Below are 26,243 nucleotides of genomic sequence, written 5' to 3'. Positions count from 1 at the left end.
GTCAGGACCAGGTGAAGAACCCCTGGCCGGTCTTGCGGCCAAGTTCGCCGTTGGCGACCTTCTCGCGCAGCAGCGCGGGCGGCGCGAACCGGTCGCCGAGCGTCTTCGCGAGGTGCTCGGCGATCGCGAGCCGGACGTCCAGTCCGACCAGATCGGTGGACCGCAGCGGTCCCATCGGGTGGCGATAGCCCAGTTCCATGGCCCGGTCGATGGACTCGGCGTCGGCGACGCCTTCCTCGAGCATCCGGATCGCCTCGAGCCCGAGGCACACGCCGAGACGGCTGGTCGCGAAACCGGGGGAATCATTGACCAGCACCTCGGTCTTGCCGAGCTGGGCGACCCACTCCCGGACCTTCTCGACGACGCCGGCGTCGGTCGCGGGGGCGCGGACGATCTCGACGAGCGTCGACGCCGGAACTGGGTTGAAGAAATGCATGCCGATCAGCCGCGCCGGGTCGTTCAGCGCCGCCCCCAGGCCGGCGATGGAGATCGAACTCGTGTTGCTGGCGATCACCGTGGACGAGTCGACCGTCTTCTCGACGAGCGAGAGCACGGCCAGCTTGAGGTCCACCAACTCCGGCACCGCCTCGACCACCAGATCCAGGGCCGGCGGAAGCGCATCGGGGGCGGCCACCGTGGACACCCGTCCGAGGATCGTCGCGGGATCGACGTCGCCGAGCTTGCCGCGTTCGTGCGCGCGGTCCAGTCCGTCGGACACCCGCTTCAGGGCCGCCTGCCGGTCGCCGCTCTCGGCGATGGTGACGGTGGAGCCGAGGGTGGCGAAGACCTGCGCGATACCCGCGCCCATCCGGCCGCCGCCGACCACTCCGATGTTCTTCGGTGCTGTGCTCGTCATTTTCTCTTCTCCAGAAACGCAGTCATGCGGTCGTGTTTGTCGCGGCTCTCGAACAGCACCGCCTGGGCGATGTCGTCGGCGAACGGGTGCGAGCCCGGCGCGTCGACGATCATCTTCGTGAGCTTGAGAGCCAGCGGCGCCGAGCGCGTGATGCGGTCGATGACCTTGTGCGCTGCATCGATGTGCTCGCCGGGTGCGACGACATTCATCACGAGTCCGCTGCGTAGCGCGTCCCGCGCGTCGAGGTTCCGGCCGCCGAGCAGGACCTGCTTGGCGACGGACGTGCCGACCAACTCGGGCAACCGGTAACTGGCCCCGGCCGCGGCCATGATCCCCAGCCCCGGCTCGGGGTTTCCGAAGACCGCGGTCTCGGTGGCGATGCGGATGTCGCACGCGTAGGACAGTTCGGCGCCGCCGCCGAGCGCGTACCCGCTCACCGCCGCGACGGTGGGCAGCGGCAGCTTCGCGATGCGGTCGAACAGATTGCGGTTGATGCCGGCGAACGCCTCGTCGCGGCCGCGTTCGCGTAGTTCGGCGATGTCGGCGCCGCCGGCGAAGTGGTCGCCTTCGCCGGTCAGCAGCATCGGCTTCGGCGTCGCCTCCAGCGAGGCGCACACCTGGTGCAGTTCGCCGATCATCTCCGCGTTGATCGCGTTGCGCTGCGCGGGACGGTGCAGCGTGACCACCATGCGGTCGTCGCGGTCCTCGATCTTCAGTGTGTTCACGGCGCCTCGATCAGCATCGCGACGCCCTGGCCGACGCCCACGCACAGCGTGGCCAGCCCGCGGCGGGCGCCCTCGCGTTCCATCCGGCCGAGCAGCGTCAACAGGATCCGCGTACCCGAGCAGCCCAGTGGGTGGCCGAGTGCGATGGCGCCGCCGTCCGCGTTGACGATCGACTCGTCCAGCTTCAGTTGCCGGATCACCCCGAGCGACTGCGCCGCGAAGGCCTCGTTGAGTTCGGCGGCGCCGAGGTCGGAGATCGACCAGTTGGCGCGGGCGAGGGCCTTGCGGGTGGCCGGGACCGGGCCCAGACCCATGACGTTGGGGGCGATGCCCGCGCTCGCGCTGGCGACGATGCGGCCGCGGACGGTCAGGCCGTACTTCTCCACCGCCGCCTCGCTCGCGACGACCAGTGCCGCGGCGCCGTCCGAGAGGGAGGACGACGAGCCGGCGGTCACGATGCCGTCCTTGCGGAACACCGGTTTCAGCGAGCCCAGTTTCTCCAGAGTGGTTCCCCGCCTAGGGGTTTCGTCGGCGGTCAGTTCACCGTCGCGCACCGGCACAGGCACGATCTCGCGCCCGAAGCGGCCGGCGTCCACCGCCGCGATCGCCCGCTCCTGGCTGCGCAGCGCGAAGGCGTCGCTCTCGGCGCGGGTGATGCCCTCGAGCGCGGCGACCTCCTCAGCCGTCTCGCCCATCGACAACGTCACCTTGCGGACGTCCGGTCCGGCCCCGGCCGGAACGTCCCGGTCGGTGGCGGTGAACCGCGGGTTCGTGAAGCGCCAGCCGAGCGAGGTGTCGGCCACCTCTCCGGGGCGTGCCCACGGGGTGCCGGGCTTGGCCATCACCCAGGGTGCGCGGGTCATCGATTCGACACCGCCGGCGATGACGATGTCGGCCTCGCCGCTGCGGATGGTGTGCGCGGCGGAGGCGACGGCGGTCAGACCGCTCGCGCACAGGCGGTTCACCGTGTAGCCGGGAACGCTGTCCGGCAGGCCCGCGAGCAGCACGGCCATGCGGGCGACGTCGCGGTTGTCCTCGCCGGCCTGGTTGGCGGCTCCGAGGATCACCTCGTCGACGGCGTCACCCGGGATTCCGGCCCGGCGGGCGGCCTCGGCCACGACCAGACCGGCAAGGTCGTCGGGGCGCACTCCTGCGAGCGCTCCGCCGTATCGCCCCTGCGGGGTACGGGCTCCGTCCACCAGAAACACTTCGGCCACAGTCTTCTCCTTCACGGGGGTGCCGTCTATTAATAACCGAATCTTCGGTCGGTACGCAAGAGGAGGTAGCGCACGAAAAGTTGTGATCCTCCCTTGACAACCAGCGGCGGAAGCGACGATTCTGTTAACCGACCGAACGTACGGTGAAATGGAGTTGTCGTGAGCAAGTTACTGGAAAGCTACGCCGCCGGACGCTGGTACACCGCGCCGGACGAGGGAACGCCGCTGCTGAGCGCGGTCGACGGCTCCGAGGTGGCGCGCATCTCCGCGACCGGACTCGACCTCGGCGAGATGGTGACCTACGCCCGCGAGGTTGGCGGACCGGCACTCGCGAAGCTGACCTTCCACGAGCGCGCCGCCGCCCTCAAGGCGCTCGCCCTCACTCTCATGGCCGGCAAGGACGAGTTCTACGCCCTCTCCACCTCGACCGGCGCCACCAAGCGCGACTCCGGCGTCGACATCGACGGCGGCTTCGGCACCCTCCTCAGCTACGCCAGCAAGGCCAGGCGGGAACTGCCCAACGACACCGTCTACCTCGACGGCGCGTTCGAGCAGCTGGGCAAGGAGGGCACGTTCCTCGGCCAGCACGTCTACACCTCGCGCCGCGGCGTGGCCGTCCAGATCAACGCGTTCAACTTCCCGGTGTGGGGCTTCCTCGAGAAGCTCGCCCCCGCGTTCATCGCCGGCGTCCCGTCGATCGTCAAGCCCGCGAGCCAGTCGGCCTATCTCACCGAGCTCGTGTTCCGTCGCATCATCGAGTCCGGGCTGCTGCCCGAGGGTTCGGTCCAGCTGCTGTCGGGGAGCGCCCGCGGGCTGCTCGACCACCTCGGCGGGCAGGACTCCGTGGCATTCACCGGATCCGCCGACACCGCGGCCACCTTGCGGGCGCATCCGAACGTCGTCGGTGAGGGCGTCCACTTCAACGCCGAGGCCGATTCGCTCAACGCGTCGATCCTCGGCTCCGACGTCGAGCCCGGCAGCGAGGAATTCGACCTCTACGTCAAGCAGCTCGTCACCGAGATGACGGTGAAGGCCGGCCAGAAGTGCACCGCCATCCGGCGCGCCTTCGTGCCGACCGCACTGATGGACGACGTCATCGCCGCGGCCGAGGCCCGGCTGTCGCGCGTCGTGGTCGGCGCCCCCGACGCCGAAGGCGTCACGATGGGTGCCCTCGCCAGCCTCGAACAGCGCGACGAGGTCCTGAAATCGCTGCGCGGCCTGACCAAGACGGCGCAGATCGTGGTCGGCGACCCGGAGAACTTCGAGGTCGTCGGCGCCGACAAGGCGACGGGCGCATTCCTGCCGCCGATCCTGCTGCGCTCCGACGACAAGGACGCCACCGAACCCCACGACATCGAGGCCTTCGGCCCCGTCAGCACCGTCATCGGATACGACAGCACCGACGAGGTCATCGAACTCGCCGCCCGCGGCAAGGGCAGCCTCGTCGCCTCCCTCGTCACCCGCGATTCCGCACTCGCCCGCGACATCGTGCTGGGCCTCGCCCCGTTCCACGGCCGCGTCCTCGTCCTCAACCGCGACGACGCGAAGGAATCCACCGGCCACGGATCACCCCTGCCCGTCCTCGTGCACGGCGGCCCCGGACGCGCAGGCGGCGGTGAGGAACTCGGTGGCATCCGCGGCATTCTGCACCACATGCAGCGCACCGCGGTCCAGGCCACCCCCGACATCCTGACCGCGGTCGGAAACAAGTGGGTCACCGGTTCGCAGCGCAACGACGACGGCACCCACCCGTTCCGGAAGAACCTCGCACAGTTGCGGATCGGCGACACCATCGTCGGCGGCCCCCGCCAGGTCACGCTCGCCGACATCGGCCACTTCGCCGAGTTCACCGGCGACACGTTCTACGCCCACACCGACCCCGAGGCCGCGGCCGCCAACCCACTGTTCGGTGGCATCGTCGCCCACGGATACCTCGTCGTCTCCCTCGCCGCCGGCCTGTTCGTCGAACCGAATCCCGGTCCCGTCCTCGCCAACTTCGGCGTCGACAACCTCCGGTTCCTCACCCCCGTCAAGGCCGACGACAGCCTCACCGTCACCCTCACCGCGAAGCTCATCACCCCACGCAGCAGCGCCGACTACGGTGAAGTCCGTTGGGATGCAGTCGTCGTCAACCAGGACGGCGATCCCGTCGCAACGTACGACGTTCTCACCCTCGTCGCCAAAGGAGAAAACGCATGAGCTTCAAGGTCGCCGTCTGCTACGGCCAGCCCGATGACCCCGAGGCGTTCGACGCCTACTACCGCGACACCCACATGCCGCTGGCCCGCAAGGTTCCCGGCCTGTCCGACTTCACCTGGGGCAAGTGCAGTGCCCTCGACGGCGGGACGCCGCCGTACTACGCGGTCGCGAGCCTGGTCTTCCCCGACGCCGCCACCATGAAGTCCGGGCTGCAGTCCGAGGAGATGAAGCAGGCGGGCAAGGACGTCCGCAACTTCGCCACCGGCGGCGTCACCATGTACGTCCAAGAAGAAGAATCCGTCTACAACCAGTAGGAGAACCATGACTGTCGACGCGTCCGCGGAATGCCGCATCGCGCGGAAGATGTTCGAGGCCGACAACGCGTCCCAGGCGCTCGGCATCGAGATCCTCGAGCTCAGCCCCGGCCACGCGGTCGCGTCGATGGTCGTGGGTGAGACCATGGTCAACGGCCACGGCATCACCCACGGCGGGTTCGTATTCACCCTCGCCGACACCGCATTCGCGATGGCGTGCAACGGATACGACTCGCCCGCCGTCGCCGCCCGCGCCGACATCCGATTCCTGACCGCCACCCGCCTCGGCGACATCCTCGTCGCCGAGGCCGTGGAACGGGCCCGATTCGGGCGGAACGGCATCTACGACGTCACCGTCCGGCGCGGCGACGACGTCATCGCCGAGTTCCGAGGCGACAGTCGTGCGCAGCCGCGCCCGTGAGTACTTATTAACCGCGGGACGTTAATAAGTACTCACGGGCGCGCAGCGCTTACGGGGGCCGCGTGCTTTCCGCGCTCGGAGGCGGCGGCGTCGCGCGCTGCCCGCTCGGTGGCGGCCGCTTCGATGGCGATCGCGTGATCCACCGCGTGCGGCGCGATGCCCAGATTGTCCAGCGTGTCCCACAGACTCGACAGGGCAGCCTTCGGATCGAGGTAGTACTCCGACTCGCGGACGCGCCAGAACGTCCAGCCGCACCGTTTGAGTTCCTGCTCGCGTTCGAGGTCCGCGATCCGTTGTTCCGGGGTGGTCGAGAACGCGTCGCCGTCGCATTCGACGGCGAGTCTCATGGTGCCACCGGTGACGACGAGGTCGATGCGCCGATTGTTCACCTCGACTTGGGAATTTACGTGATAGCCGCGTTCGGCGATGTCGTTGAACACCCGCTGCTCGAGCAGGTTGTCGAAGGGGGGGATCCGGACGTCGCGGTCGACATCCTGCGGCATGGGGTCGGCCGGTGCCGGCGACGTCGACATCATGTAGCTGAGCAGGGAGTTGCGCAGGTCCGCCCGCTTCAGTTCATCGACGGTCACGGAGTGGAACAGCCACAGCTGGTCCTGCGCCCGTGACGCCGCGACGTTGAACCGTCGCTTGAACTGGTTCGCCGTCAGCGGTGCGAAGTTCTGCTCGGGTCCCACGACCATCGACAGGAAGACGACGCTCCGTTCGTCGCCCTGGAAGTCGGGCGGCGTCCCGACCCGCAGTCGCCGCTGCTCCCATTGTTCGATGCCGATGCGTTTGACGAGTTCGGTTCGGATGGCGTCGACCTGGGACTGGCCCTGCAGCACGACGATTCCGAACGTCTTCCCGTCGTAGCGGGGGTCGACGAGGCATTCGATGAGCTGGTCGACGAGGGCGGCGGCCTCGACGTGGTTGGTCAGCGTCGCGTCCTTGCCCGACACAGTGGCATCGGATACGTACGTATGTTTCAGCGGCGGAAGCCGATCCGCGCCGAACTGCCGCACCGGGACCAGCGGCAGTTCGCCGTAGAACTGGGTGCTCGACCAGTTGATGATTTCGGGCATCGAGCGGAAGTGCTCACGGAGTCGGACCACCTGACCGAAGCTGGTGCGCAGGATCGAGAACAGGCTCGACCGCGGCGTGAGCGTGGCCTGCACGTACTCCGGAAGGTCCGGCAGGTAGGCGTCGAGCCGGGTGAACACGTCGTCGAGGGTTCCGGTGGTGGGGATGTCGGCGGGTGCGCACTGTTTGTCGTCTCCGACCACGATCACCCGCGGTGCCAGCCACAGCAGGAACAGGTTGGTGATGTCGGCCTGGCTCGCCTCGTCGACGATGACGACGTCGAAGCTGCCCGGCACGGGCGGAATCGACGCGAGGACCTGCTGCAGCGGCATCACCCACGCGGGCACCGCGCCCTGCGCCTCGCCCATCGCGGATCGTGCTGCGCTGCGGTACTTCTCGGCGTATTTACCGGCACCTGCACCGATGCTCGAGATGTGCTCGCGGTACGTCTGCAGCGCCCGCACCTGATCCGCCGTCAGATGTTCGAGGCAGTCGCGCCAGGCGGTGGCCGCCGCGAGCCGCGCCGTCAGATGCGCGAGATCCGCGTCGACGGCATTGAGTTCGGCTTCCAGTTCCTGCTCACGACCGGCACGGTGCTGTTCGGTGACCCATTGGCGGGCACGGCGCCACGCCCAGGCCTCCGACATCTGCCAGCTCATCTCGTCCCACTCGGTGAGCGCCGCCGTTCTGCGCACCAGTTCGTACAGCGCCGGGGCGACGGGTGAGAGTTTGTCGGACAGTTCGTCGAACAGCCGCTGATCCTGCTGTTCGACGCGGGCGATCGCGTAGCGGCTGAGGGCATCCGACAGGGCCGCGTTGTCGGCCTGATCGAGCGCGGCCACCAGGGCGGTGCCTTCCGGCGACGGTCCCGCGTCGACCTCGGTGGAGACGGCCGAGACGATGGCGTCGAGTTCCGCACGGGCACTGTCCACGTCGGCACGCGTGGTGATCGCCTCAGCGGCCCCGGCCACCGCGACGGCGTCCGCGAGAGTGCGGATCCGCGGCGCGTTCGGGGACAGCGCGAACAGTTCGCGGGCCAGCGCGTCGCGGGCGACGAGAAGGGCGCGCACCCGGGCCACCCGGCCGACGATCATGTTGAGGCTGTCGACCTGGACGGCACGGGAACCGTTCATGTCGACCGGAATCCGGAGGTCCGCCAGCAGGGTGGCGGCGGTCTGCGCGGCGTCGTGGGCGCGCAGGTGTTCGGTCACGAGCCGCACCGTGGCGGCGGTCGTTGCGGGTGCGCCGTCGACGGTGGCGTCGAGGCCGAGTTCTTCGACGGCCTTCTGCTCTTCGCTGCGACGGAAGCGTGCCTTCCACTCGACGGCGCCGGATTCCATCGCGACGGCGAGCGCACCGACCGCCTGCAGTGCGGGTCGGGTCATGACGGCGCACTGGACGTCGTGCGCACCGATGTAGCGGTCGGCGGCCGCGGCCGCCTCGACGATCGCGGGCAGGGCGTCCAGCCGACCCCACAGGTGCGTCGCACGGCCGGAGAGGACCGTGTCGGCAAGGCCCTGGAACTGGCCGTCGAGGTCGAGGACGTCGTGAGCGCGGGCCTGCAGTTCCTTGCAGTGCCGGCGAACGGTGTACGCGGTCTCGGGGTCGACGCCCCCGAGGACCTCGAGCAGATGCGCCGACTGCGGGGTGTCGATGGGGATACTGGTCGACGCCCGCGAGCAGAGCCGTTCGAGTTCGGCCCGGTTGGGCAGCAGCGAGTCGAGCACGGGAAGCGTCTGACGGGACCGCCGCGCCCGTTCGGGGGATGCAGTCACCGACAGCCGGCGCAGCGTCTCGACCTCGGTGCCGGTGAGGGGCGGCTGCTCGCTCAGCAGCGGACCGGGAAGCCACTCGAAGGCGTCCTGCAGATCCATGACCTTGCGGACGATGGTGGCGGCGGTGCCCTCGTAGCCGTCCGCGACAGCGTCGTGGAGGTAGGTCTCCGACTCGCGCAGCGCCTTCACCTCTTCGAGCACGACGGCCCGCTTCTGCACGGCCTCGTCCCGCTGGGCACGGAGATCGGCGATCTTCTGGCCCTCGCTGTGCGGGTTGAACGACGACTTCCGTTCGGCGATCGTCGCGACGCTGCGGGTGAGCTCGTCCGAGCCGCCGCGGGAGAGATCGGTGATGGAGACGCACAGTTCCTGCATCTCGCGCGGGAGCTTGTCCCTCAGCACCCGAAGCGCCTGCGCCTTCTCACTCGTGACGAGCACCCGCTGGCCGCGCGCGAGCAACGCCGACACCAGGTTGGCGATCGTGTGGGTCTTGCCCGTGCCGGGCGGGCCCTCGACCACCACTCCGCTGTCGCCGCCGAGCCGCTCGATGATCTGCGACTGCTCGGCGTTGGCCGGGAGCGGGAAGAGCGGGTCTTTGGCGAGCGTCGACGAGGTCGCGGCGCCGGTGCGCTCGAGCCACGACAGCCGGTCTGCCGGTTCGATCGCCTCGACCAGCTGTGCCAGCCCGAGGGGAACGGTCGCGCCGTCGCGTTCGAGGTGGGAGATCATCTGTTCGTAATACTCGACCAGCGCGAACGCACTGCGCTTCCGCAGGACCAGGGCCGGCGACAGCGTGAGGGTGCCGTCGGCGTCGGCGTCGGGTGGCCGGACGCCGTCCCGCATTGTGACAGGCGTCATCAGCGACTTCGGCGCCCACTCCGCGAGCAGTGCGCGAACGCCGTCGCTCAGCGGCGATGCGGCCGTGTCCTGCAGTTGCTTCTGCAGCGGCATCGCGTGCGCGCTGTCGTAGACGTCCAGGCCGGTGAACAGCTGGGAGTCTTCGAGCCGGGGCTGGGAGCCCGCGATCAGCCGCACCAGCAGGTCGCCGGTCCGGGGGTCGCGGTGGATGCTCGCGGACTGGGTGACCAGGTGGGTCTGGATGCCGTCGTCCGGACCCGCTCCCGCCAGGGTCAGCAGGCCGGACGCGAGAACGAGTTCGATCGACTCGGGGCGGGCGTTCAGCTCCTGCAGCATCCGCTGCAGCGACTGGTACAGATCGGCGTGTGGGCGACGCTCCCGGTCGGCCTTCGCCCACGCCTGCCAGCGCGGCACGTAGGCGTCGAACGCCTGCCGGACGTCGTACGCGCGACGCACGTCGTATTCCTCGTCGGAGTCCTCCGCGTAGGCGTCGGACGCGTTCAGTTCGAGATCGGAACGCGAGCTGTCGGAGCGGGCCGACGCATCCACCCAGCCGGCCAGGACCGTGGGCAGTTCCGGCGGATCCTCGACACCGATGAGGGGAACGCGCAGGACGAGGTCACCCTGCGCGGCGTCGGAATCGAGTTGGATCGTCCGGCCGTCCTGATGCAGCCATTCGACCTGTTCGTGCTGGTCAACGCGGAGAACCGGTTTCGTGCGAGCCCTGACGATCTCACGCAAAAACTGCAGCAGGCGCTGGACGCGGCCTGCGAGCTCGGCGTCGTTTTCGGGACTCGACAATGTAAACCTCTGCGAATTCTCGGTGATGACGTGCGCTTGCCCCCGCAGTGCACACTATCGGGTCGAGGGGGTGAACTTCGAGGCGTCATCCCCTGGCAGAGGGACTGGACGGTCGCTCGAGGTGCCGCACGGACCTCGATTCGTACCGGCCGGTCTCTACTGTTCACCCGTGCCGGCGGTGAAGTCCCCGGTCTGCTTGCGAATCGGTTCGTTCGCCTCGAACACGTCGCGGAGTTCGGGACGGGACGGCAGCGTGCCGGGATGGGGCGTGGAAACGTCGGTCGAGCGCGAGGACGGCAGAAGGACGCGGCCGCTCAGCGTCCGCCGCGTCGCAGGGTCACGCGATAGGTGTAGTGCTCGGGCAGGAAGTAGCTGACCGCCAACTCGACGGTCCGCCCTTCCGAATCGGAATAGAGGCGGTCCACCCGCAGCATCGAATGGCCCTCGGGGCAGCCGAGTTCGCGGGCCACGTCCGCGGGGGCGGGCGCGACCGTGATCGATTGCGCCGCCTCGACGATGGGGCTGCGCAGGTGCGGCTCCAGCAGACCGATGATCGTGTACGCGCTGACGGCGCCCTCGGACATCTCGGGCGCGTCGACGACGAGCCGGGCGATCTCGTCGGGAAGGTACACGGTGGTCAGCACGAACGGGGTGTCGTCGTGGCGTCGCCGGAACACGACCGTGTGGACGAGGTCCGTGTCGAGGCGGAGCCTGCTCGCGGCCTCGATGTCGACCCGGCGGCGCAGCGGGGAGACCACCTCCATGGTCGTGTCCGTGGACAGATTCATCAGATCCTCGATCGACCCCAGTTGACGCAGGTATCGGCCGTCGGACTCCGCGGCGAACGTCCCGCGCCCCGGGACCCGGTAGACGATGCCCTCGGCTACCAGATCCTGGAAGGCGCGTCGCACGGTCTGCCGGCTCACGCCGTGCTGTTCCGCGAGCTCGAATTCGGTGGGGAGCTTGAGGCCGCCGCGGTACTTGCCCGCGGCTATGTGCTCACGGAGCTGCTTCGACACCAGCTGGTACGCCGGCTCCGTCTCTCGTTCTCGTTCCCTACCGTTCATCGCGCACCGATCCTACGTGCAGGTTGCCGGACTACAGACCGCCCCGCGACACGAGTTGCGAGACGATGACGTTGCGCTGGATCTCGTTGGTGCCCTCGCCGACGATCATCAACGGGGCGTCCCGGAAGTACCGCTCGACGTCGTACTCGGTGGAATAGCCGTAGCCGCCGTGGATGCGCACCGCGTTCAGGGCGATGTCCATCGCCACCTCGGACGCGTACAGCTTCGCCATCCCGGCCTCCATGTCACACCGATCACCGCTGTCGTACTGCTCGGCCGCATGCCAGGTCAGCTGCCGCGCCGCGGTCAGCTTGGTCGCCATGTCCGCCAGGTAGTTGCCGATCGACTGATGCTTCCAGATCGGCTTGCCGAAGCTCTCCCGCTGCTGCGCATACGCCAAAGAATCCTCGAGCGCCGCCGTCGCCACACCCAGGGCCCGGCAGGCCACCTGGATCCGGCCGGTCTCGAGGCCCTTCATCATCTGCGCGAACCCCTTGCCCGCGGTGCCACCCAGGATCGCCGTGGCCGGGGTCCGGTAGCCGTCGAACGACAGCTCACACGTCTCGACGCCCTTGTAGCCGAGCTTGGGCAGATCCCGCGACACCGTCAGACCGGGCCCGTGCTCGACCAGGACGATCGAGATGCCCTTGTGCTTGGGGGACGCGGCCGGATCGGTCTTGCACAGCAGCGCGATCAGCCCGGACCGGCGGGCGTTGGAGATCCACGTCTTCGAACCGGTGATCACCAGGTCGTCGCCGTCGGTCTTGGCGTTGGTGGACATCGCCTGCAGATCCGACCCGCCGCCGGGCTCGGTCAGCGCCATCGTGGCCCGGATCTCGCCGGTCGCCATCTTCGGCAGGTACCGCTGCTTCTGCTCCTCGGTGCCGTACAGCGACAGCAGCTTCGCCACGACGGTGTGCCCACCCATCGCCCCGGCCAGGCTCATCCACCCGCGGGCCAGTTCCTGGGTCACCTGCGCGTAACAGGGCATCGACACCGGTGATCCGCCGTACTCCTCCGGGACCGCCAGACCGTAGATCCCGATCTGCTTCATCTGCTCGATCCACTTCTCGGGGTACTCGTTGGCGTGTTCCACCGCCTGCACCGTCGGCTTCACGTCGCGGTCGACGAAGGCGCGCACCGTCTCGACCAGGTACGCCTCTTCCTCGTTCAGCTTGCCCATCACTCCACCTCGCACTCGCACAACATTTGTGCGGCCATAATCCGACAATGTCTGTTTAATGTCAACGATCGGTCTTGACATGACGGCTACGCCGCTGCCAGCATCAGCAGCGCAGCCCTACCGGGCTGGCCGTACATATCCAGCCCGAACCGGGCTCCCGGACCCTAGGAATGAAGCATCGTGCAGAACCTCACCCGCAGGCGCGCCGTTCTGGTGGCCCCCGGATCCGACGAACGCAAGGCCGTCAAGGCGCTCGCATCGACCGCCGACGAGGTGGTCCTCGACCTCGAAGACGCCGTCGCCCCGGCAAGAAAGGCCGACGCCCGCGACCTCGTGCGCCGTCTCGTGCGCGAGTCCGCCGGTTCCCGCGCCGTCTCGGTCCGCATCAACGCGCTGACCACACCGTGGGCCGAGGACGACCTCGCCCTGTGCGCTTCCCTCGGCGCCGCCCTCACGAGCATCGTGGTCCCCAAGGCGGAGACGGCGCAGGATCTGGCCCACGCCGATCAGGCTCTCGCCGGTACCGACATCGGGTTGCAGGCACTCGTCGAAACTCCGGTCGGGGTGCAGAACATCGGCGACATCACCCGGTCTGTGGCCCGGCTCGAATCCGTCATCATCGGCTACGCCGATCTCGGGGCGGCCCTCGGCCGTTCCCGCTCCGCCCTCCCCGAACACTGGCTCGCGATCCAGGACGGCGTCCTCGTCGCCGCCCGCGTCGCCGGCATCCAGGCGATCGACGGACCGTTCCTCGGTATCGCCGACGACGACGCCTTCCGCCACTCGGCCGCATGGACCAGCGCGCTCGGGTTCGACGGGAAATGGGTCATCCACCCCGCCCAGGTCGAATCGGCCGCGTCGGCCTTCACCCCCACCGACACCGCAGTCGAGGACGCGCGCCGCGTGATCGACGCACTCGCCGCCGCCGAGGCCGCGGGCAGCGGGGCCGCGCAACTCGACGGGCAGATGCTCGACGAGGCCGTCGCGGTGGCCGCACGACGGGTCCTCGCCCAGGTAGGTGCGCAGTGACGATCACGCAGACGTACGTCGGTGGACCGTACTTCGACGAACTCGAGGTGGGGCAGGTGTTCGACACCGCCCCCGCCGTCACCCTGACCAGCGGCCTCGCCGCCGCCCATCAGGCCATCCTCGGCGACCGCCTGCGGCTGCCCCTCGACGCGCACCTGTCCCGGGCCGTCACCGGATCCGCCGACGCCGTGGCGAATCCCGGCCTCGTCTGCGACGTCGCCATCGGACAGTCCACGCTCGCCACGCACCACGTGAAGGCCAACCTGTTCTACCGCGGCCTCCGCTTCCACCACTTCCCGCACCTCGGCGACACCCTGTACACCCGCACCGAAGTAGTGGGCCTGCGCGAGAATTCGGCGAAGCCCGGACGCAAACCCACCGGGCTGGCGGCACTCCGGATGACGTCCACCGATCAGGACGGCCGCACCGTCCTCGACTTCTACCGCTGCGCCATGCTCCCGCTGAGCGAGAACCCCGACGAGGACCGCGTCCGCAAGTCCGACGACCTGTCCGCGATCGGTCCGCAGACGGAGCAGTCCTTCGCCGCCCCCGAGGGCTGGGACCTCGACCGCTACCGCGACAAGGTTCCCGGACAGCACTTCTCGACCGACCTCGCCGGCACCGTCTTGCGGAGCAGCGGCGACGTGGTCTCGAGCGCCCCCGAACTGGCGCGCCTCACCCTCAACATCGCGGCCACTCATCACGACGAACGGGTCGGCGCGGACGGGCGGCTCGTCTACGGCGGGCACACCATCGGCATCGCGCTCGGGCAGGCCACGCGCGCGTTGCCCAACCTCGTCACGGTCCTGGGCTGGAAGTCCTGCGACCACACCGGTCCCGTCCACGAGGGCGACACCCTCACCAGCGAACTCGAAATCGAGAGCGCCGAGGCGTTGCCCGGCGGTGGCGGAGTTCTGCATCTGCGTTCACTCGTGTTCGCGCACAACGCCGCAGCGTCCGACGTTCCCGTCCTCGACTGGCGTTTCACCGCCCTCATGGCCTGACCTCCACCATCAAGGAGCTACTCTCGTGACTGCCCACACTCCCCTTGCCGGACTTCGGATCGTCGAGGTCTCCAGCTTCGTCGCGTCGCCCCTGTGCGGGCTGACGCTGTCTCAACTGGGGGCCGAGGTGATCCGGGTCGACCCCATCGGCGGCTCCGCCTGCTACAAGCGCTGGCCGGTCACGAGTGACGGTGAGAGCATCTACTGGACCGGTCTCAACCGCGGCAAGCGGTCCGTGGCCGTCGACATGCGCAGCCCCGAGGGGCAGCAGCTCGTCCAGCAACTGGTCGCGGCCCCCGGTGCGGGTGGCGGAATTCTCGTCACCAACTCCGGTGGTCGTGACTGGCTCGCCCACGACGCGCTCAGCGCCCTGCGCTCCGACGTCATCACCCTCGAAGTCCTCGGTGGCACCGACGGTTCCCCCGCCGTCGACTACACCGTCAATGCGGGGCTCGGTTTCCCGTCCATCACCGGTCCCACCGATCATGCCGGCGTCGTCAACCACGTCCTGCCCGCGTGGGACGTGGTGTGTGGGCTGTATGCCGCGCTGGCCGTCGCGGCCGCCGTCCGGCACCGCGACGCCACCGGCGAGGGCACCCACATCCGCCTGCCGCTCGAGGACGTCGCGCTCGCCACCGCCGGCACGCTCGGTTACCTCACCGAAGTCCAGATCAACGGGACCGGCAGGCCGGCGACCGGAAACTCCGTCTACGGCACGTACGGAACGGATTTCACCACCAGCGACGGCGAACGGTTCATGATCGTCGCCCTCACCCCCCGCCACTTCCGTGACCTGGTCGCGGTCACCGGAACCACCGCCGCCGTGGAGGCACTCGCCACCGCACTCGACGTCGACTTCGCGCGCGACACCGATCGCTTCACCCACCGCGACGTCCTCACCGCCCTGTTCGCCCGCTGGTTCCGCGAACACACCGCAACCGAAGTGGCCGAGGCACTCTCGAAGACGTCCGTGCTCGCCAAGCGCTATCGCACCTTCGAGGAAGTCGTGAAGTCCGGTGAACTCGAGAAGAACCCGATGTTCGCCCCCCTCGACCAGCCGCGCATCGGCACCTACCTCGCCTCCGGGCACCCCGCGTCGTTCGACGGCCACCACGCCACCGTCGCACCCGCCTCCGCAGTCGGCGACGACACCGGCAGCGTGCTCCGGGACCTCCTCGGCAGCTCCGACTCCGACATCGCCAAACTCCTCGACAGCGGCATCGTCGGGGGGAAGTGACGCCTCGACGAGGCGACGCTGCGGAAAGCGTGGTTCCGCAGCGTCGCTCGTGAGACCGGGGTCAGCCGAGTTCGTACACCTGGCCGGTGTGGATTCCGTGCACTGATTTGACGAAGGCACGTGCTACGTCGGCAGCGGGGACGGAAGCGAACCCCGGGAAGTAGTCACCGTAGACATCGAGCGTCTCGGTGATCACCGACGGGCTGACGGCGTTGATCCGCATCCCCCGCGGGAGTTCGGCCGCTGCAGCCTTGACGAACGGTTCGAGCGCCCCGTTCACCGTCGATGCGACGACACCGGAGCGGATGGTTTCCCGCGCAAGCACTCCCGTGATCAGGGTGAATGAGCCACCGTTGGCGACGAAGGGCAGCCCCCGGAGAACCAGTTCGATCTGCCCGAGCAGTTTGTCGTGAAAGCGTTGCCGGAAGTCGGCCGAGGTGGTGTCGGCGAACGACGGGAACGGGGTGACGCCCGCGACGCTCACCACGGCGTCGACTGTGCCGACTCGGTCGTACATGCGGTCGATCGACCGTCCGTCGCGCAGGTCCACGTCGAGAGCGCTGGACCGCGACGCGACGATCACCTCGTTCTGTGAGTTCAGCGCGTCGACGACGAATGCGCCGATCCGGCCCGTTCCTCCGATAACCAGCACCTTCACTGTGAGAACTCCTGTTCGTGGTTCCGCTGTTCGGTCCTGCCGACGCCGTGGGTGACCAACTCCGCCGTCGTCTCCGAGCCCGTGCCGTCCGTGCCCTGGAATGTGGTGTTCGACCAGGCGAGGACGGTGGTCCCCTGGTCGACCTTCACCCCGCCACCGAGCGGCGGATCGTGGACTATCTGGATCCGTGGTCTGCTATGCGGGTTCGCCGTTCAAAGAGGGCTCTCGCGGGTGCGGCCGACAGTCGCTACACCCTCGATCTCGTTCCAGCGCTGCGGCAGTCCACGACGCCCAAGTTGCTGATCTGGGGTGAGGACGACGGCTTCGAGACGGTGGCGTGCGCCGAGCGATTCGCCTCGGAGATCCCGCACACCACGCTTATCCGCATCCCGAACGCGGGGCACATCCCCACGGAGAACGCGCCCGAACAGATCGCCCGCGAACTCATCGACTTCTTCACTGCGTAGAAATTTCCCCCGTTACCGCCTTCGCGATCCGGCGGTATCGGCGAACGTGATGATCGACCGCCGATAGACCTCCCGTGAGCGCGCGAGTCGGCCGAGACGAAAACTGGCCCGAACCAATCATATTCACGACTAGCCGCCACTTTCGATCTCTGTGCCTGACACCCGTTCGTTGACGATGTCGATTCCGCGGCGCGTGGCCGGAGCGCACTGGACCTGGCTTGGAGCCCGTCGACCTTCCGCTCACCGACTATTCGACATGCCGAAATGGCGCGTGGCATCTGCTGCCCACACCACTGTTCGGCCGAATTCTCTGGACGTCCCACGCCTTGACAAGCACGTCTCGCTGTGACCACCATTACTGCATCATGTGATAGAGGTTATCACAGTATGAGAGGAAATTATGAAGGTTGCGATCCTCGGCTTGGGTGAAGCCGGAAGTCTCTACTCGTCGGGATTCCTCGGGAAAGGCTGGGAGGTGACCGGGTTCGACCCGGCCGACACCGCCACCCCCGCGGGAGTGCTGCGCTTCGACCATGTCGCCGACACCGTGCGGGGTGCGGATCTGGTGCTGAGCCTGACCAGCGCGAAGGTGGCGGTGCGGGCAGCGACCGACGCCGCACCGCATCTGTCGGACGGCATTTGCTACGCGGACATGAACGCCGCGCCGGCCGAGATCAAGGCGCAGGTCGCCGACGTGGTCGGCGCGGCAGGCGCCTCGTTCGCCGATGTCGCGGTGGTCGGGTCAGTCCCCACCCACGGGGCACGTACCGCCCTGGTGATCAGCGGCGACGGATCAGCCTCGGCGACCGCGCATTTCGAGGCGCTCGGAGCCTCGGTCGAGGACATCGCCGGCGCTCCCGGGGACGCCTCGAACCGCAAGCTGCTGCGCAGCACGTTCATGAAGGGCCTCGGCGCGTTGATCGTCGAATCGGTCGATGCAGGGGTCGCCGCCGACGCCGAGCAGTGGGTGCGTGCGCAGATCGCCGGTGAACTGTCCGGCAGCTTCTCAGCCCTCGACCGGTTGCGGGACGGCACCCGCAAGCACGCCGCCCGACGCTCGGTGGAGGCGGCCGCTTCGGTCGAGCTCCTCGACACCCTGGGGGTCCGCCCGGTCCTCGCGTCCGCCACGGCCGAGGTGCACCGCACCCTCGCCGACGCGAATGGCCGCGCCACCGACGAGTTGCTCGAGGCCTACGCCGGGCTCCCGGTCGCCAACATCGGCGACGCCCGCCAACGCATGGGCATGGTCGATTCGGGTATCCACGCAATGTGGAAAGGTGCACGCATCGTCGGGCGTGCCCGCACAGTGTGGACCCGTGCCGGCGACAACAAGGCGCTGCACCAGGCGCTGGCGAAGGTACAACCGGGTGAGGTGATCGTCATCAACGGACAGGGCGACCAGAACCGGGCTTTGATGGGCGAGCTGATCGCCGAACGCGCCCGCTCCCGCGGCTGCGTCGGCATGATCATCGACGGCGCCGCCCGCGACATCGACGTCCTGCAGGAAATCGGCTTCGGTGTGTGGGCGCGTGCGGTGAACCCCTCGGGCCCCTACAAGGACGGCCCCGGCAAGATCGACGTCCCGGTCGCTGTCGGCGGTGTCGTCTGCGCCCCCGGCGACCTCGTCGTCGCCGACGACGACGGCGTCATCATCATCCCGGCGGCCGAAGCGTTCACCAGCCTGGCCGGTGGCCGGGCAGTCGAAGCCGACGAGGCGCAGCGCCGCGCCGCGATCATCGCCGCCCGTAAGGTCGCGGCATGATCGCCATCTGGGCGTTGCTGGCGTTCATCGCCTCCATCGTCTTCTGGAACGCGGTGCTCAAACGGAACATCGGCGAGGCGATGATCGTCGGGTTCGTCGTCGTCGGTGCGTTCGCCGGCCGTGACGCCCCGAAATACATGTGGGAGGGTTTCGTCAACTCGATGCAGGAGGAAGTGACGTTCGCCGGGCTGGCGTTCATCTTCATGAGCTTCATCCTCGCGAAGACCCCGGTGCTGGACCGGCTCATCGACATCCTCAACTCGTTCCTCGGCCGCCTGCGCGGCGGCCCGATCTACACGTCCACCGTCGCCGGCGGCATGTTCGGTGCCATCGCCCACGTCGGGGCCTCGGTCACCGCCGCGGTCGGCTCGGTGACCGTGCCGTGGATGAAACGCTCCGGCGTGAGCGGCGAACTCTCCGCCACCGTCGTCGCCGGCTGCGCGGGCATGGGCGTGACGTTCCCGTTCAGCGCGACCATGTTCATCCTGGTCGGGTCCAGCACCGTCACCGGGATGATGGCCGCCGACGACATCATCGTTCCCCTCGCCATCGCCGGCCTCTGGTGCCTCGGCTACCGACTGGTCCTGAGCTACTACCTGGTCCGCAAGAACGGCCTGCAGCCGATCGCCCCGGAAGACCGCATCCCGGTGAAGCGGAGCCTGCGGGTCGGGTGGACCTCGTTGTTGCTGTTCGTCCCGATCCTGATCCCGCTGCTGCTCACCCGCGGGCCGATCGCCGCACCCATCGCGCACTACACCGACCTGGTGATGTCGAGTGCCCTCAGCCTGATCACCTGGATCCCGGTCCTGATGATCCTGCTGGTGCTCTTCCTCGGACGCCGGCACCTGCCCAAGACGACCACGGGCTGGTGGAAGGTCCTCGGCGACGCCGCTCCCCAGTTCGGCGTCATCGGCATCACCATCGTCGCCGCATTCTCCGCATCGGCGGTGCTCGCCAAGCTGAAGCTGCCCCAGCAACTGACCTCCATGCTCGAAAGCCTCAGCGCGCCATCCTGGTTGATGGCGATGCTCGTCGGCATCATCATCGTCGTCATCGCGATCCCGCTGACCGCCTCTGCCACCATGGCCTCGGTCGGTCCCGTCGCCGTCGCCGCGCTGGTCGGCACCGGCATCGCCGCCCCGGTGGCCGCGGCCGCCGTTCTGGTCTTCGCGTCCACCGAGGGCGCCTCCCCGCCCTCGGGTGCCCCCATCTACGTCGCCTCCGGGATCGCCCGGATCGACCCGTCGAAGATCTTCATGCCGCTCCTGAAGTACTACTGCGTTCCCATCCTCGGCATCGGGGTACTGATCGCCCTCGGCCTCCTCCCCGTCTAATCCCGCGACAGGACACGTCATGTTTCAGAAATCCTTCTCCACCCTCTTCCGCATCAGCGTCGTCGCGTTCCTGCTCGGCGGACTGGCGATCGTGCTCGGCCAGACCGTCGGACTGATCCTCGGCGACGGCGTCGTCGTCACCCACGTCGAGGAACTGCTCGCCCCCTACGCCTACGGCGCCGCGGGCATCGCCGGACTACTCGCCTTCGTCCTGTCGTACTTCCACCACGGCGGAGAGGAGGACGCCCTCGGAAACGAGGACTCTCCCGCCCGCACCGCCGAGCACGTCGGATGACCAGGCCCGTAAACACGATCGGTGCCGACTCCACCTACGCCGACCTGTGCGCCCGCACCGACGACGCCCCGGCCGGGTCGAGCTGGGGAGTCTTCGACAACCGGGACCGCGGGACGGCGAACTTCGCCGGACCCGAACAGGTCCGCGACGCCGCCACCCTGGTCACCCGGGGTGCGGTGTTCGCCCTCGACTACCCGCTCGGGGCGTTCGACCCACCCATGGCCCGCTCGCGCACGGCGCCGAAGCACACCATCGTCTCCGCGCACGCCGAATCCCGCGACGACCTCCTCGACGGCTTCTACCTGCAGGCCAGCAGCCATCTCGACGGACTCCGCCACCGGCGGGTGTCCGGGCACGGCTTCTACGGCGGCGTCCCCGACGACCAGGTCACCGAAGGTAGTCCGGCTCTCGGGATCCAGGCCTGGTCGCAGGACCCGATCGTCGGCCGCGGCTTGCTCCTCGACCTCGAAGCGCTCCACGCCGAACGCGGGCATCCGCTCGACCACGCCCAGGGTCCGGCGCTCGACCCTGCCGATCTGGACGCCGCCGCGCACCGCCAGGGCTGTGAGATCCGCTGCGGTGACCTGATTCTCGTCCACACCGGCTGGGCGCACTGGTACCTCACCGCCACCGACGACCAACGCAACGAGGTCCGTGCCGGTCGCCGTTCCACCGGCTTCGCACAGAGCCGCTACCTCGCACAGTGGTTGTGGAACAACAAGATCGCGCTCTGCGGCACCGACACCTTCGCCGTCGAAGTTCTCCCGGTCCTCCCCGACAGCCCGTTCGCGGAGTCCGCCCCCGAGGACGCCGGCATGATGCACCAGGAACTGATCGGCAAACTCGGCGTCCCGCTAGGCGAACTGTGGAACCTCACCGCACTCGTCGAGGACAGCCGCCGCACCCACACCTGGGACGCCCTGCTCACCGTCAAGCCACTGAACTTCGTCGGCGGGGTCGGTTCGCCCTGCAACGCGACCGCCATTCGCTGACAGGTTTATCGCACAATGATAAGTTTCATCGAAAGTAGGTGAATCGAGGAGGAAACGTGGCGGCGCCGACCAACAACATGCGATCTCTGGACCGCGCGTTCGACGTGCTCGGCGTCCTCCAGGAGGCAAAACAACCCCTGCGACTCAGTGAAGTCGCGCGTCACTCCTCGCTGCACGTCGCGACCGTGCAGCGGATCCTCGGGGTGCTCCTCGAACGGGGGTACGCCGCCCGGATCGGCGACACCTACACCGCCGGCCCGGCCGCGCTCGCGGTCGCGCACGCTTTCATGGTCACCAACCCGCTCAGCGTTCTCGCTCAGCCGACGCTGCAGCAGCTCGCCGCGAGTACGGGGTTCACCGCGTCGATGTACGTGAAGGTCGAGTCCTCCCGAGTGCTCATCGCCCGGGTGGAGAGCGACAACCCTCTCAACTACATCCTCCCCGTGGGCGAACGCCTACCGCTCTACCTGGGCGGCGCCGGGAAGACGATCCTCGCTCATCTCGACACCGCGGAGGTCGAGGAAATCGTCGGCGGTATCGGTGACATGGCACTGGCGAGTGGGTCGACCATCTCGAAAGCGGAACTGTTCGCCCAACTCGACAAGATCCGAAGCGACGGCTTCGCCGTGTCGGTCAGCGAACGCCTCTACGGCATCGCCTCCGTCACCGCCCCCGTCCGAGCCTCCGACGGCACACTGGTCGCCGTCCTCGGTGTCACCGGACCCGCCGACTCCCTCACCGACACCCGAATCGCCCAACTGATCCCCGAAGTCCGCCGCGCAGCCACCACCGTCGGCACACGGGTACCCGTCGCCGGATAGCGGGGCGACTTCGTCGACGTCCACGGGTTGATCCGCGGCGGTCGCGCGGATTCGAAGCACTCACGCTCACAGCCCCAAATCCTTGGAGATGATCGACTTCATGACCTCGCTGGTCCCGCCGTAGATACGGCTGACCCGCGTGTCCTCGTAGAGACGCGCGATCGGATACTCGGTCATGTAGCCGTATCCGCCGTGGAGTTGGAGACACTTGTCGATCACTCGGGCCGCCACCTCGGTGCAGAACAACTTGGTGCGCGCGGCGTCCGCGACGGACAGTTCCCCGCGGTCGAGAAGATCGAGGGAGTGGTCGACGTACACGCGTGCGGCACGTGTCTCTGCCGAGCACTCGGCGAGTACGAACTTGGTGTTCTGGAATGCGGCGACCTGCTTTCCGAAGACCTTGCGATCCTGCACGTATGCGGTCGCGTGCCGAATCGCCGCCTCCGCGTGCGCCGCTGCGTTCAGCGCGATGCTCATCCGTTCCTGCGGCAGATTGTGAGTCAGGTAGTCGAACGCCACACCCTCGGCGCCGAGCAGGTTCTCGACCGGAACCTTTACGGCGTTGTAGAAGAGTTCGGCCGTGTCCTGCTGACGCAGTCCGATCTTCTTCAGGTTTCGCCCGACCGAGAATCCCGGACTGTCCGTCGGAACGCACAGGATGGACAGCCCGGCACGCCGATTCTCGGGGTCGAACGGCACCGTCCGACACACGGTGAGGACGAGATCTGCCGTTACCCCTCCGGTGATGAACGTTTTCGCTCCGTTGACGATGTAATGCTTTCCGTCCGCGGACAGCGTTGCCGTGGTCGAGATGCTCGCCAGATCCGAGCCGGTTCCGGGTTCGGTCATCGCGATCGCCGTCATGAGGGTGCCGGCGGCGAAGCCCGGCAACCACCGTGCCTTCTGTTCGTCCGTGGCGTATTCGAGAAGATACGGCAGGATCAGACAGCAGTGAACGGTGTAGGAGCCGAACGAGACGCCGGCGCGGGCAACCTCGTCGAACACGATGCTGCTGAAACGGAAGCTCGCCTCTCCGCTGCCGCCGTACTCCTCCGGCACTTGGATGCCCAGGATCCCCAGATCACCGAGCTGCCGGAAGAATTCACGCGGTGGACGCCCTTGATCTTCCCACTCCTCCTGGTACGGAACGACATTCTTCGAGATGAAATCGCGGACCGTCGACCGGAATTCCGAGTGCGTATCGCTCACCGACGTTGACTGCATTTTTCTCACTCCTTCATGGGCGGGTGACCGAACATCGCCGGCGCGGCGGGCCGCGATCACACGATCGGGACCCACCGCGCCGGGTATGACGCCGGCCCTGTGAACTACTTGTCGGCCGCCGCGAACGCAGCGACGTCGCGCTCGGGCCTGATCAGCAGGGCACCGACCACTCCCGCGACGACCAAGATTCCTCCGAGCAGGGCGAACCCGGACTGGTAGCCCGCGAGCGGCGTCGAGGCGCCCGTCACGAAGCCACCGAGGATCAACGGAGCGATGATCCCGCCCATGCTGTAAAAGGCGACGATCGTGCCGATTACGGTGCCGCGCTGCTTGGCCGGAACGACGTCGGAAAGCAGCGACCACGCCACTCCTTGCGCGCCGACGACGAGTGCGGCACCGACGATCAGCAGAATGGTCTGCAGCGGTCCGGGATCGGGAACCAGCCACACACTGGTGCTGAGGCCGCCGATCCCGACGAGCGCGCACGGCAACAACCCTCGCGCCACGCGAACGCTCGCGCCCCGTTTGGTCATTGCCCGCGAGACCGCTCCGAAGGCGATCATGAGGACTGCGCTGGCCAGGTACGTCAATGACACCAGCCAGCCGGCCGTCTTCGCGTCGTAGCCCGATCCCTGACGCAGCGCCAAGGGCAGCCAGCTGATCTTCGTTGCGGCAGTGCAGAACGTGGCGAAGAACAGCACCGCCACCCCGATGACCGTTCCGGAGGTGAGCAGCCGCCGGTAGGGCACGTGCTCGGGCAGCAGGGCGATCGAGGACTGCTGGTGCCCGACCGCTTCGGGGCCGTCCCGGCCGAGGAGCAGCCATGCCGCGACGAACAGTGCACCGGCCGCCGCCGCGACCGCGAAGGCTGCGTGCCAGTCGAAGCTGGTGATCAGCGCGGTGATCACCGGTGCGGCGACGACCGGACCGACTGCGACGCCGGCACCGACGATCGAGGTCGGCAGGGCACGCTTCTCCGGGGCGAACCAGGTATGGGTGATACCGAAGGCCATTGCAGCGCTGGGCCCTTCGGCGAATCCGAGCAGAATCCGAGTGATGATCAGGACGGTGAAGCTCGTGCTCCACACCATCGGAACCAAGCTGAGTGTCCACAGGAGGGCGACGCCGCCGACCAGCCACCGGGCCGGCACCTTGCCGACGAAGTAGCCGCCGAGGATCGCGCCCACCGCGAAGAGCCAGAAGAAGGCGCTCTGCACGAGGCCGAACGCACCGGCGTCGATGTCGAGATCGTCCATCATCTCGACGCCGGCGAGGCCGACGATCGCCTTGTCTGCGTAGTTGAGCAGTAGGAACGTGAAGAGCAGCACCACAATCGTCCAGGCTTGGCGCCGGGACACCGGGACGCGGGTCCCGGACGAGTGTTGTGCTGCCGGAGAAGACTGGTCAACAGTCATTGAGCGACCTTCCTCGGATGAGTTATCTGATGGTGGGAGCGCTCCCACGTCGAGTTCGCCTGTCCCGGTGACACATCACGGGCTCGCGTCTCTCCAGAAGTGAAGCACGCCACACTTTGCCTGCGCAAGGTTTCAGCCGCTTATCGATTCACTTGTTTCAATTTGTAATGTTCACAGCTATGAAGTCTGGATATATTCTCTAACAGTTGATCACTAAATCGCAGGAGACGGGCTGCGCCGGGCCGCGAACGACCGATAGCCTTGCCCATGAATCCACGGGCAAGGCGGTCGCCTGCTGCTGTCCGTCGTGTTCGACGGTGTCGCTACCTCGAGTTATCCGACGACGCCCCGGGCTCTCAGTTGTGCGATGCGGTCCGGTCCGTAGCCGGCGTGCACGAGCACTCCGTCGGTGTCGGAACCGACGACGGGCGCACGGGACGGTTCGGCGGCCGGGGTCCCCGAGAACCGCGGCGCCGGAGCAGGTTCGATGTGTCCTTCCGGACTGGTCCGGAAGGTGTTTCGGGCCACGTTGTGCGGATGCCGGGGTGCTTCGGTCAGGGAGAGTACCGGAGTCACGCAGGCTCCCCGACCGGCGAACACCTGCTCCCAGGTGTCCCGGCCCCGAGTGCAGAACACCTCACCGAGCTTCTTGCGCATCACAGGCCACGCCCCCTGGTCGCGCCGGTCGGCGAAGTCCGGATCGTCGGCGAGGCCGAGAACCTCGAGGAGAGCGGTGTACGAACGCGAGTCCCCCACCCCGAGGGCGATATGGCGGTCGTCGGAGCACCGATAGACGCCGTAGCAAGGACTTGCACCGTCGATGGAGTTGCGTTCACGCTCGTCCTGCCACCCTCCCGCGTTGAGGAAGCCGTGGATCATAGCGAGAAGGGTTGCCGATCCGTCGGTCATCGCCGCGTCGACGACCTGGCCGCGGCCTGTGCTCCGCGCGTTGACGACTGCGGCGAGCAGTCCGAACGCGAGGAACATTCCACCGCCTCCCATGTCGCCGACGAGGTTGAGCGGTACGACCGGCTCGTCGGCCGGCCCGATCGCATGGAGTACCCCGGTGAGGGCGATGAAGTTGATGTCGTGGCCCGGTTCCGCGGCCAGCGGTCCGTCCTGGCCCCAGCCGGTCATCCGTGCGTAGACCAGTGCCGGGTTCCGGGCGAGCAGGGCATCGGGGCCGACGCCCAGCCGCTCCGCGACTGTGGGACGGAAACCCTCGATCACAGCGTCCGCGGTCTCGGCCAGCGCCAGCACGACGTCGGCGCCCCGCGGATCCTTGAGGTCGATCGTGACGGAGCGGCGATTGCGGTGCAGGATCGGATGCGGGTCTGACTTTCCCGCGTCCTGAACGCGGTCGACGCGGATGACCTCGGCGCCGAGGTCGCCGAGCAGCATGCCCGCGAACGGTCCGGGTCCGATGCCGCCGAGTTCGAGGACACGGATGCCGGACAGCGGACCGCGTTGGTCAATCGGGTCACGCGTGGGGGGCGAAGAGGTCATGGC

Annotated in this window: 23 protein-coding genes; 12 read left to right on the top strand and 11 right to left on the bottom strand. The window is 68.0% G+C overall.

Annotation, left to right across the window (positions count from 1 at the left end; translation table 11 throughout):
- Nucleotide 1: 1 nt before the first annotated feature.
- The 3 genes from GO592_RS00780 to GO592_RS00770 are packed head-to-tail and all read right to left on the bottom strand — an operon-like array spanning nucleotide 2 to nucleotide 2,798.
- On the bottom strand, nucleotides 2-856 hold the full coding sequence (locus GO592_RS00780; RefSeq protein ID WP_007301672.1) for a 3-hydroxyacyl-CoA dehydrogenase family protein: 855 nt from the start codon (nucleotides 854-856) through the stop codon (nucleotides 2-4).
- Nucleotides 853-1,581, bottom strand: coding sequence for an enoyl-CoA hydratase/isomerase family protein (locus GO592_RS00775; protein ID WP_007301673.1), 729 nt, complete (start codon nucleotides 1,579-1,581; stop codon nucleotides 853-855). The genes GO592_RS00780 and GO592_RS00775 overlap by 4 nt, the downstream gene beginning before the upstream one ends.
- Nucleotides 1,578-2,798, bottom strand: a complete 1,221-nt coding sequence (locus GO592_RS00770) for a thiolase family protein (protein ID WP_007301674.1) — start codon at nucleotides 2,796-2,798, stop codon at nucleotides 1,578-1,580. The genes GO592_RS00775 and GO592_RS00770 overlap by 4 nt, the downstream gene beginning before the upstream one ends.
- A gap of 159 nt (nucleotides 2,799-2,957) precedes the next feature.
- Here GO592_RS00770 and paaZ point away from each other — a divergent pair, with 159 nt between their 5' ends.
- Genes paaZ through paaI form a run of 3 tightly spaced genes read left to right on the top strand, consistent with a single transcriptional unit; the run spans nucleotide 2,958 to nucleotide 5,732 of the window.
- Complete coding sequence (paaZ, locus tag GO592_RS00765; protein ID WP_007301675.1) at nucleotides 2,958-4,997, top strand: phenylacetic acid degradation bifunctional protein PaaZ; 2,040 nt, start codon at nucleotides 2,958-2,960, stop codon at nucleotides 4,995-4,997.
- Complete coding sequence (locus GO592_RS00760; protein WP_005565792.1) at nucleotides 4,994-5,311, top strand: EthD family reductase; 318 nt, start codon at nucleotides 4,994-4,996, stop codon at nucleotides 5,309-5,311. The genes paaZ and GO592_RS00760 overlap by 4 nt, the downstream gene beginning before the upstream one ends.
- Before the next feature lie 7 nt (nucleotides 5,312-5,318).
- The gene (gene paaI / locus GO592_RS00755) at nucleotides 5,319-5,732 is read left to right on the top strand and encodes a hydroxyphenylacetyl-CoA thioesterase PaaI (protein ID WP_007301676.1); all 414 of its coding nucleotides are present in this window, start codon (nucleotides 5,319-5,321) and stop codon (nucleotides 5,730-5,732) included.
- Nucleotides 5,733-5,764: 32 nt separating this feature from the next.
- Here paaI and GO592_RS00750 read toward each other — a convergent pair whose 3' ends face one another.
- The 3 genes from GO592_RS00750 to GO592_RS00740 all read right to left on the bottom strand — a co-directional run bounded on the left by GO592_RS00750 (nucleotide 5,765) and on the right by GO592_RS00740 (nucleotide 12,496).
- Nucleotides 5,765-10,246 carry an AAA domain-containing protein gene (locus GO592_RS00750; RefSeq protein WP_007301677.1) on the bottom strand — a complete coding sequence of 1,494 codons (4,482 nt, stop codon included), beginning with the start codon at nucleotides 10,244-10,246 and terminating at the stop codon, nucleotides 5,765-5,767.
- A gap of 314 nt (nucleotides 10,247-10,560) precedes the next feature.
- Nucleotides 10,561-11,313: a GntR family transcriptional regulator gene (locus GO592_RS00745; protein ID WP_007301678.1), complete on the bottom strand. Its 753-nt coding sequence runs from the start codon at nucleotides 11,311-11,313 to the stop codon at nucleotides 10,561-10,563.
- Nucleotides 11,314-11,344: 31 nt separating this feature from the next.
- Nucleotides 11,345-12,496: an acyl-CoA dehydrogenase family protein gene (locus tag GO592_RS00740; protein ID WP_007301679.1), complete on the bottom strand. Its 1,152-nt coding sequence runs from the start codon at nucleotides 12,494-12,496 to the stop codon at nucleotides 11,345-11,347.
- A gap of 180 nt (nucleotides 12,497-12,676) precedes the next feature.
- On the opposite strand from GO592_RS00740, the gene GO592_RS00735 reads away from it, so the two are divergent.
- Genes GO592_RS00735 through GO592_RS00725 form a run of 3 tightly spaced genes read left to right on the top strand, consistent with a single transcriptional unit; the run spans nucleotide 12,677 to nucleotide 15,766 of the window.
- Nucleotides 12,677-13,525: an HpcH/HpaI aldolase/citrate lyase family protein gene (locus tag GO592_RS00735; RefSeq protein WP_007301680.1), complete on the top strand. Its 849-nt coding sequence runs from the start codon at nucleotides 12,677-12,679 to the stop codon at nucleotides 13,523-13,525.
- A complete protein-coding gene (locus tag GO592_RS00730; RefSeq protein WP_007301681.1) occupies nucleotides 13,522-14,529 on the top strand; it encodes a MaoC family dehydratase in 1,008 nt (335 codons plus the stop codon). The genes GO592_RS00735 and GO592_RS00730 overlap by 4 nt, the downstream gene beginning before the upstream one ends.
- Before the next feature lie 25 nt (nucleotides 14,530-14,554).
- Nucleotides 14,555-15,766 (top strand): CoA transferase, encoded by a 1,212-nt coding sequence (locus GO592_RS00725; protein WP_007301682.1) that lies wholly within the window; start codon nucleotides 14,555-14,557, stop codon nucleotides 15,764-15,766.
- 61 nt (nucleotides 15,767-15,827) lie between these two features.
- Here GO592_RS00725 and GO592_RS00720 read toward each other — a convergent pair whose 3' ends face one another.
- Both GO592_RS00720 and GO592_RS44000 read right to left on the bottom strand, forming a co-directional pair.
- A complete protein-coding gene (locus GO592_RS00720) occupies nucleotides 15,828-16,424 on the bottom strand; it encodes a short chain dehydrogenase (protein ID WP_007301683.1) in 597 nt (198 codons plus the stop codon).
- Nucleotides 16,421-16,573: a hypothetical protein gene (locus tag GO592_RS44000; protein ID WP_162130663.1), complete on the bottom strand. Its 153-nt coding sequence runs from the start codon at nucleotides 16,571-16,573 to the stop codon at nucleotides 16,421-16,423. Before GO592_RS44000 ends, GO592_RS00720 begins: the two co-directional genes overlap by 4 nt.
- Between GO592_RS44000 and GO592_RS00715 the strand changes: the two genes are divergently transcribed.
- The 6 genes from GO592_RS00715 (at nucleotide 16,520) to GO592_RS00690 (ending at nucleotide 22,095) form a co-directional block, all read left to right on the top strand.
- Entirely contained in the window at nucleotides 16,520-16,891 is a 372-nt protein-coding gene (locus GO592_RS00715; RefSeq protein WP_085990405.1) for an alpha/beta fold hydrolase, read from the top strand. The two genes, GO592_RS44000 and GO592_RS00715, sit on opposite strands and share 54 nt — an antisense overlap.
- A gap of 400 nt (nucleotides 16,892-17,291) precedes the next feature.
- Entirely contained in the window at nucleotides 17,292-18,653 is a 1,362-nt protein-coding gene (locus tag GO592_RS00710) for an NAD(P)-binding domain-containing protein (RefSeq protein ID WP_007301685.1), read from the top strand.
- Nucleotides 18,650-19,987 carry a TRAP transporter large permease subunit gene (locus tag GO592_RS00705; protein ID WP_007301686.1) on the top strand — a complete coding sequence of 446 codons (1,338 nt, stop codon included), beginning with the start codon at nucleotides 18,650-18,652 and terminating at the stop codon, nucleotides 19,985-19,987. The genes GO592_RS00710 and GO592_RS00705 overlap by 4 nt, the downstream gene beginning before the upstream one ends.
- Before the next feature lie 19 nt (nucleotides 19,988-20,006).
- Nucleotides 20,007-20,282 carry a hypothetical protein gene (locus GO592_RS00700; protein WP_007301687.1) on the top strand — a complete coding sequence of 92 codons (276 nt, stop codon included), beginning with the start codon at nucleotides 20,007-20,009 and terminating at the stop codon, nucleotides 20,280-20,282.
- Entirely contained in the window at nucleotides 20,279-21,274 is a 996-nt protein-coding gene (locus GO592_RS00695; RefSeq protein ID WP_007301688.1) for a cyclase family protein, read from the top strand. Before GO592_RS00700 ends, GO592_RS00695 begins: the two co-directional genes overlap by 4 nt.
- A gap of 56 nt (nucleotides 21,275-21,330) precedes the next feature.
- On the top strand, nucleotides 21,331-22,095 hold the full coding sequence (locus GO592_RS00690; RefSeq protein ID WP_007301689.1) for an IclR family transcriptional regulator: 765 nt from the start codon (nucleotides 21,331-21,333) through the stop codon (nucleotides 22,093-22,095).
- A 66-nt stretch (nucleotides 22,096-22,161) separates the two neighbouring features.
- On the opposite strand, the gene GO592_RS00685 is transcribed toward GO592_RS00690, so the two are convergent.
- From GO592_RS00685 to GO592_RS00675, 3 genes are all read right to left on the bottom strand, one after another.
- On the bottom strand, nucleotides 22,162-23,319 hold the full coding sequence (locus GO592_RS00685) for an acyl-CoA dehydrogenase family protein (RefSeq protein WP_007301690.1): 1,158 nt from the start codon (nucleotides 23,317-23,319) through the stop codon (nucleotides 22,162-22,164).
- A gap of 104 nt (nucleotides 23,320-23,423) precedes the next feature.
- Complete coding sequence (locus GO592_RS00680) at nucleotides 23,424-24,734, bottom strand: MFS transporter (RefSeq protein WP_237720672.1); 1,311 nt, start codon at nucleotides 24,732-24,734, stop codon at nucleotides 23,424-23,426.
- A gap of 333 nt (nucleotides 24,735-25,067) precedes the next feature.
- Entirely contained in the window at nucleotides 25,068-26,240 is a 1,173-nt protein-coding gene (locus GO592_RS00675; protein WP_007301692.1) for a CaiB/BaiF CoA transferase family protein, read from the bottom strand.
- Between the last annotated feature and the right edge of the window lie 3 nt (nucleotides 26,241-26,243).

It is taken from the genome of Rhodococcus sp. 21391 (assembly GCF_016772255.1).
In the GTDB taxonomy this organism is placed as follows: domain Bacteria; phylum Actinomycetota; class Actinomycetes; order Mycobacteriales; family Mycobacteriaceae; genus Rhodococcus_F; species Rhodococcus_F opacus.
The sequence above is the reverse complement of the archived record's forward strand: the minus strand, read 5'-3'. Positions and strand labels throughout refer to the sequence as shown.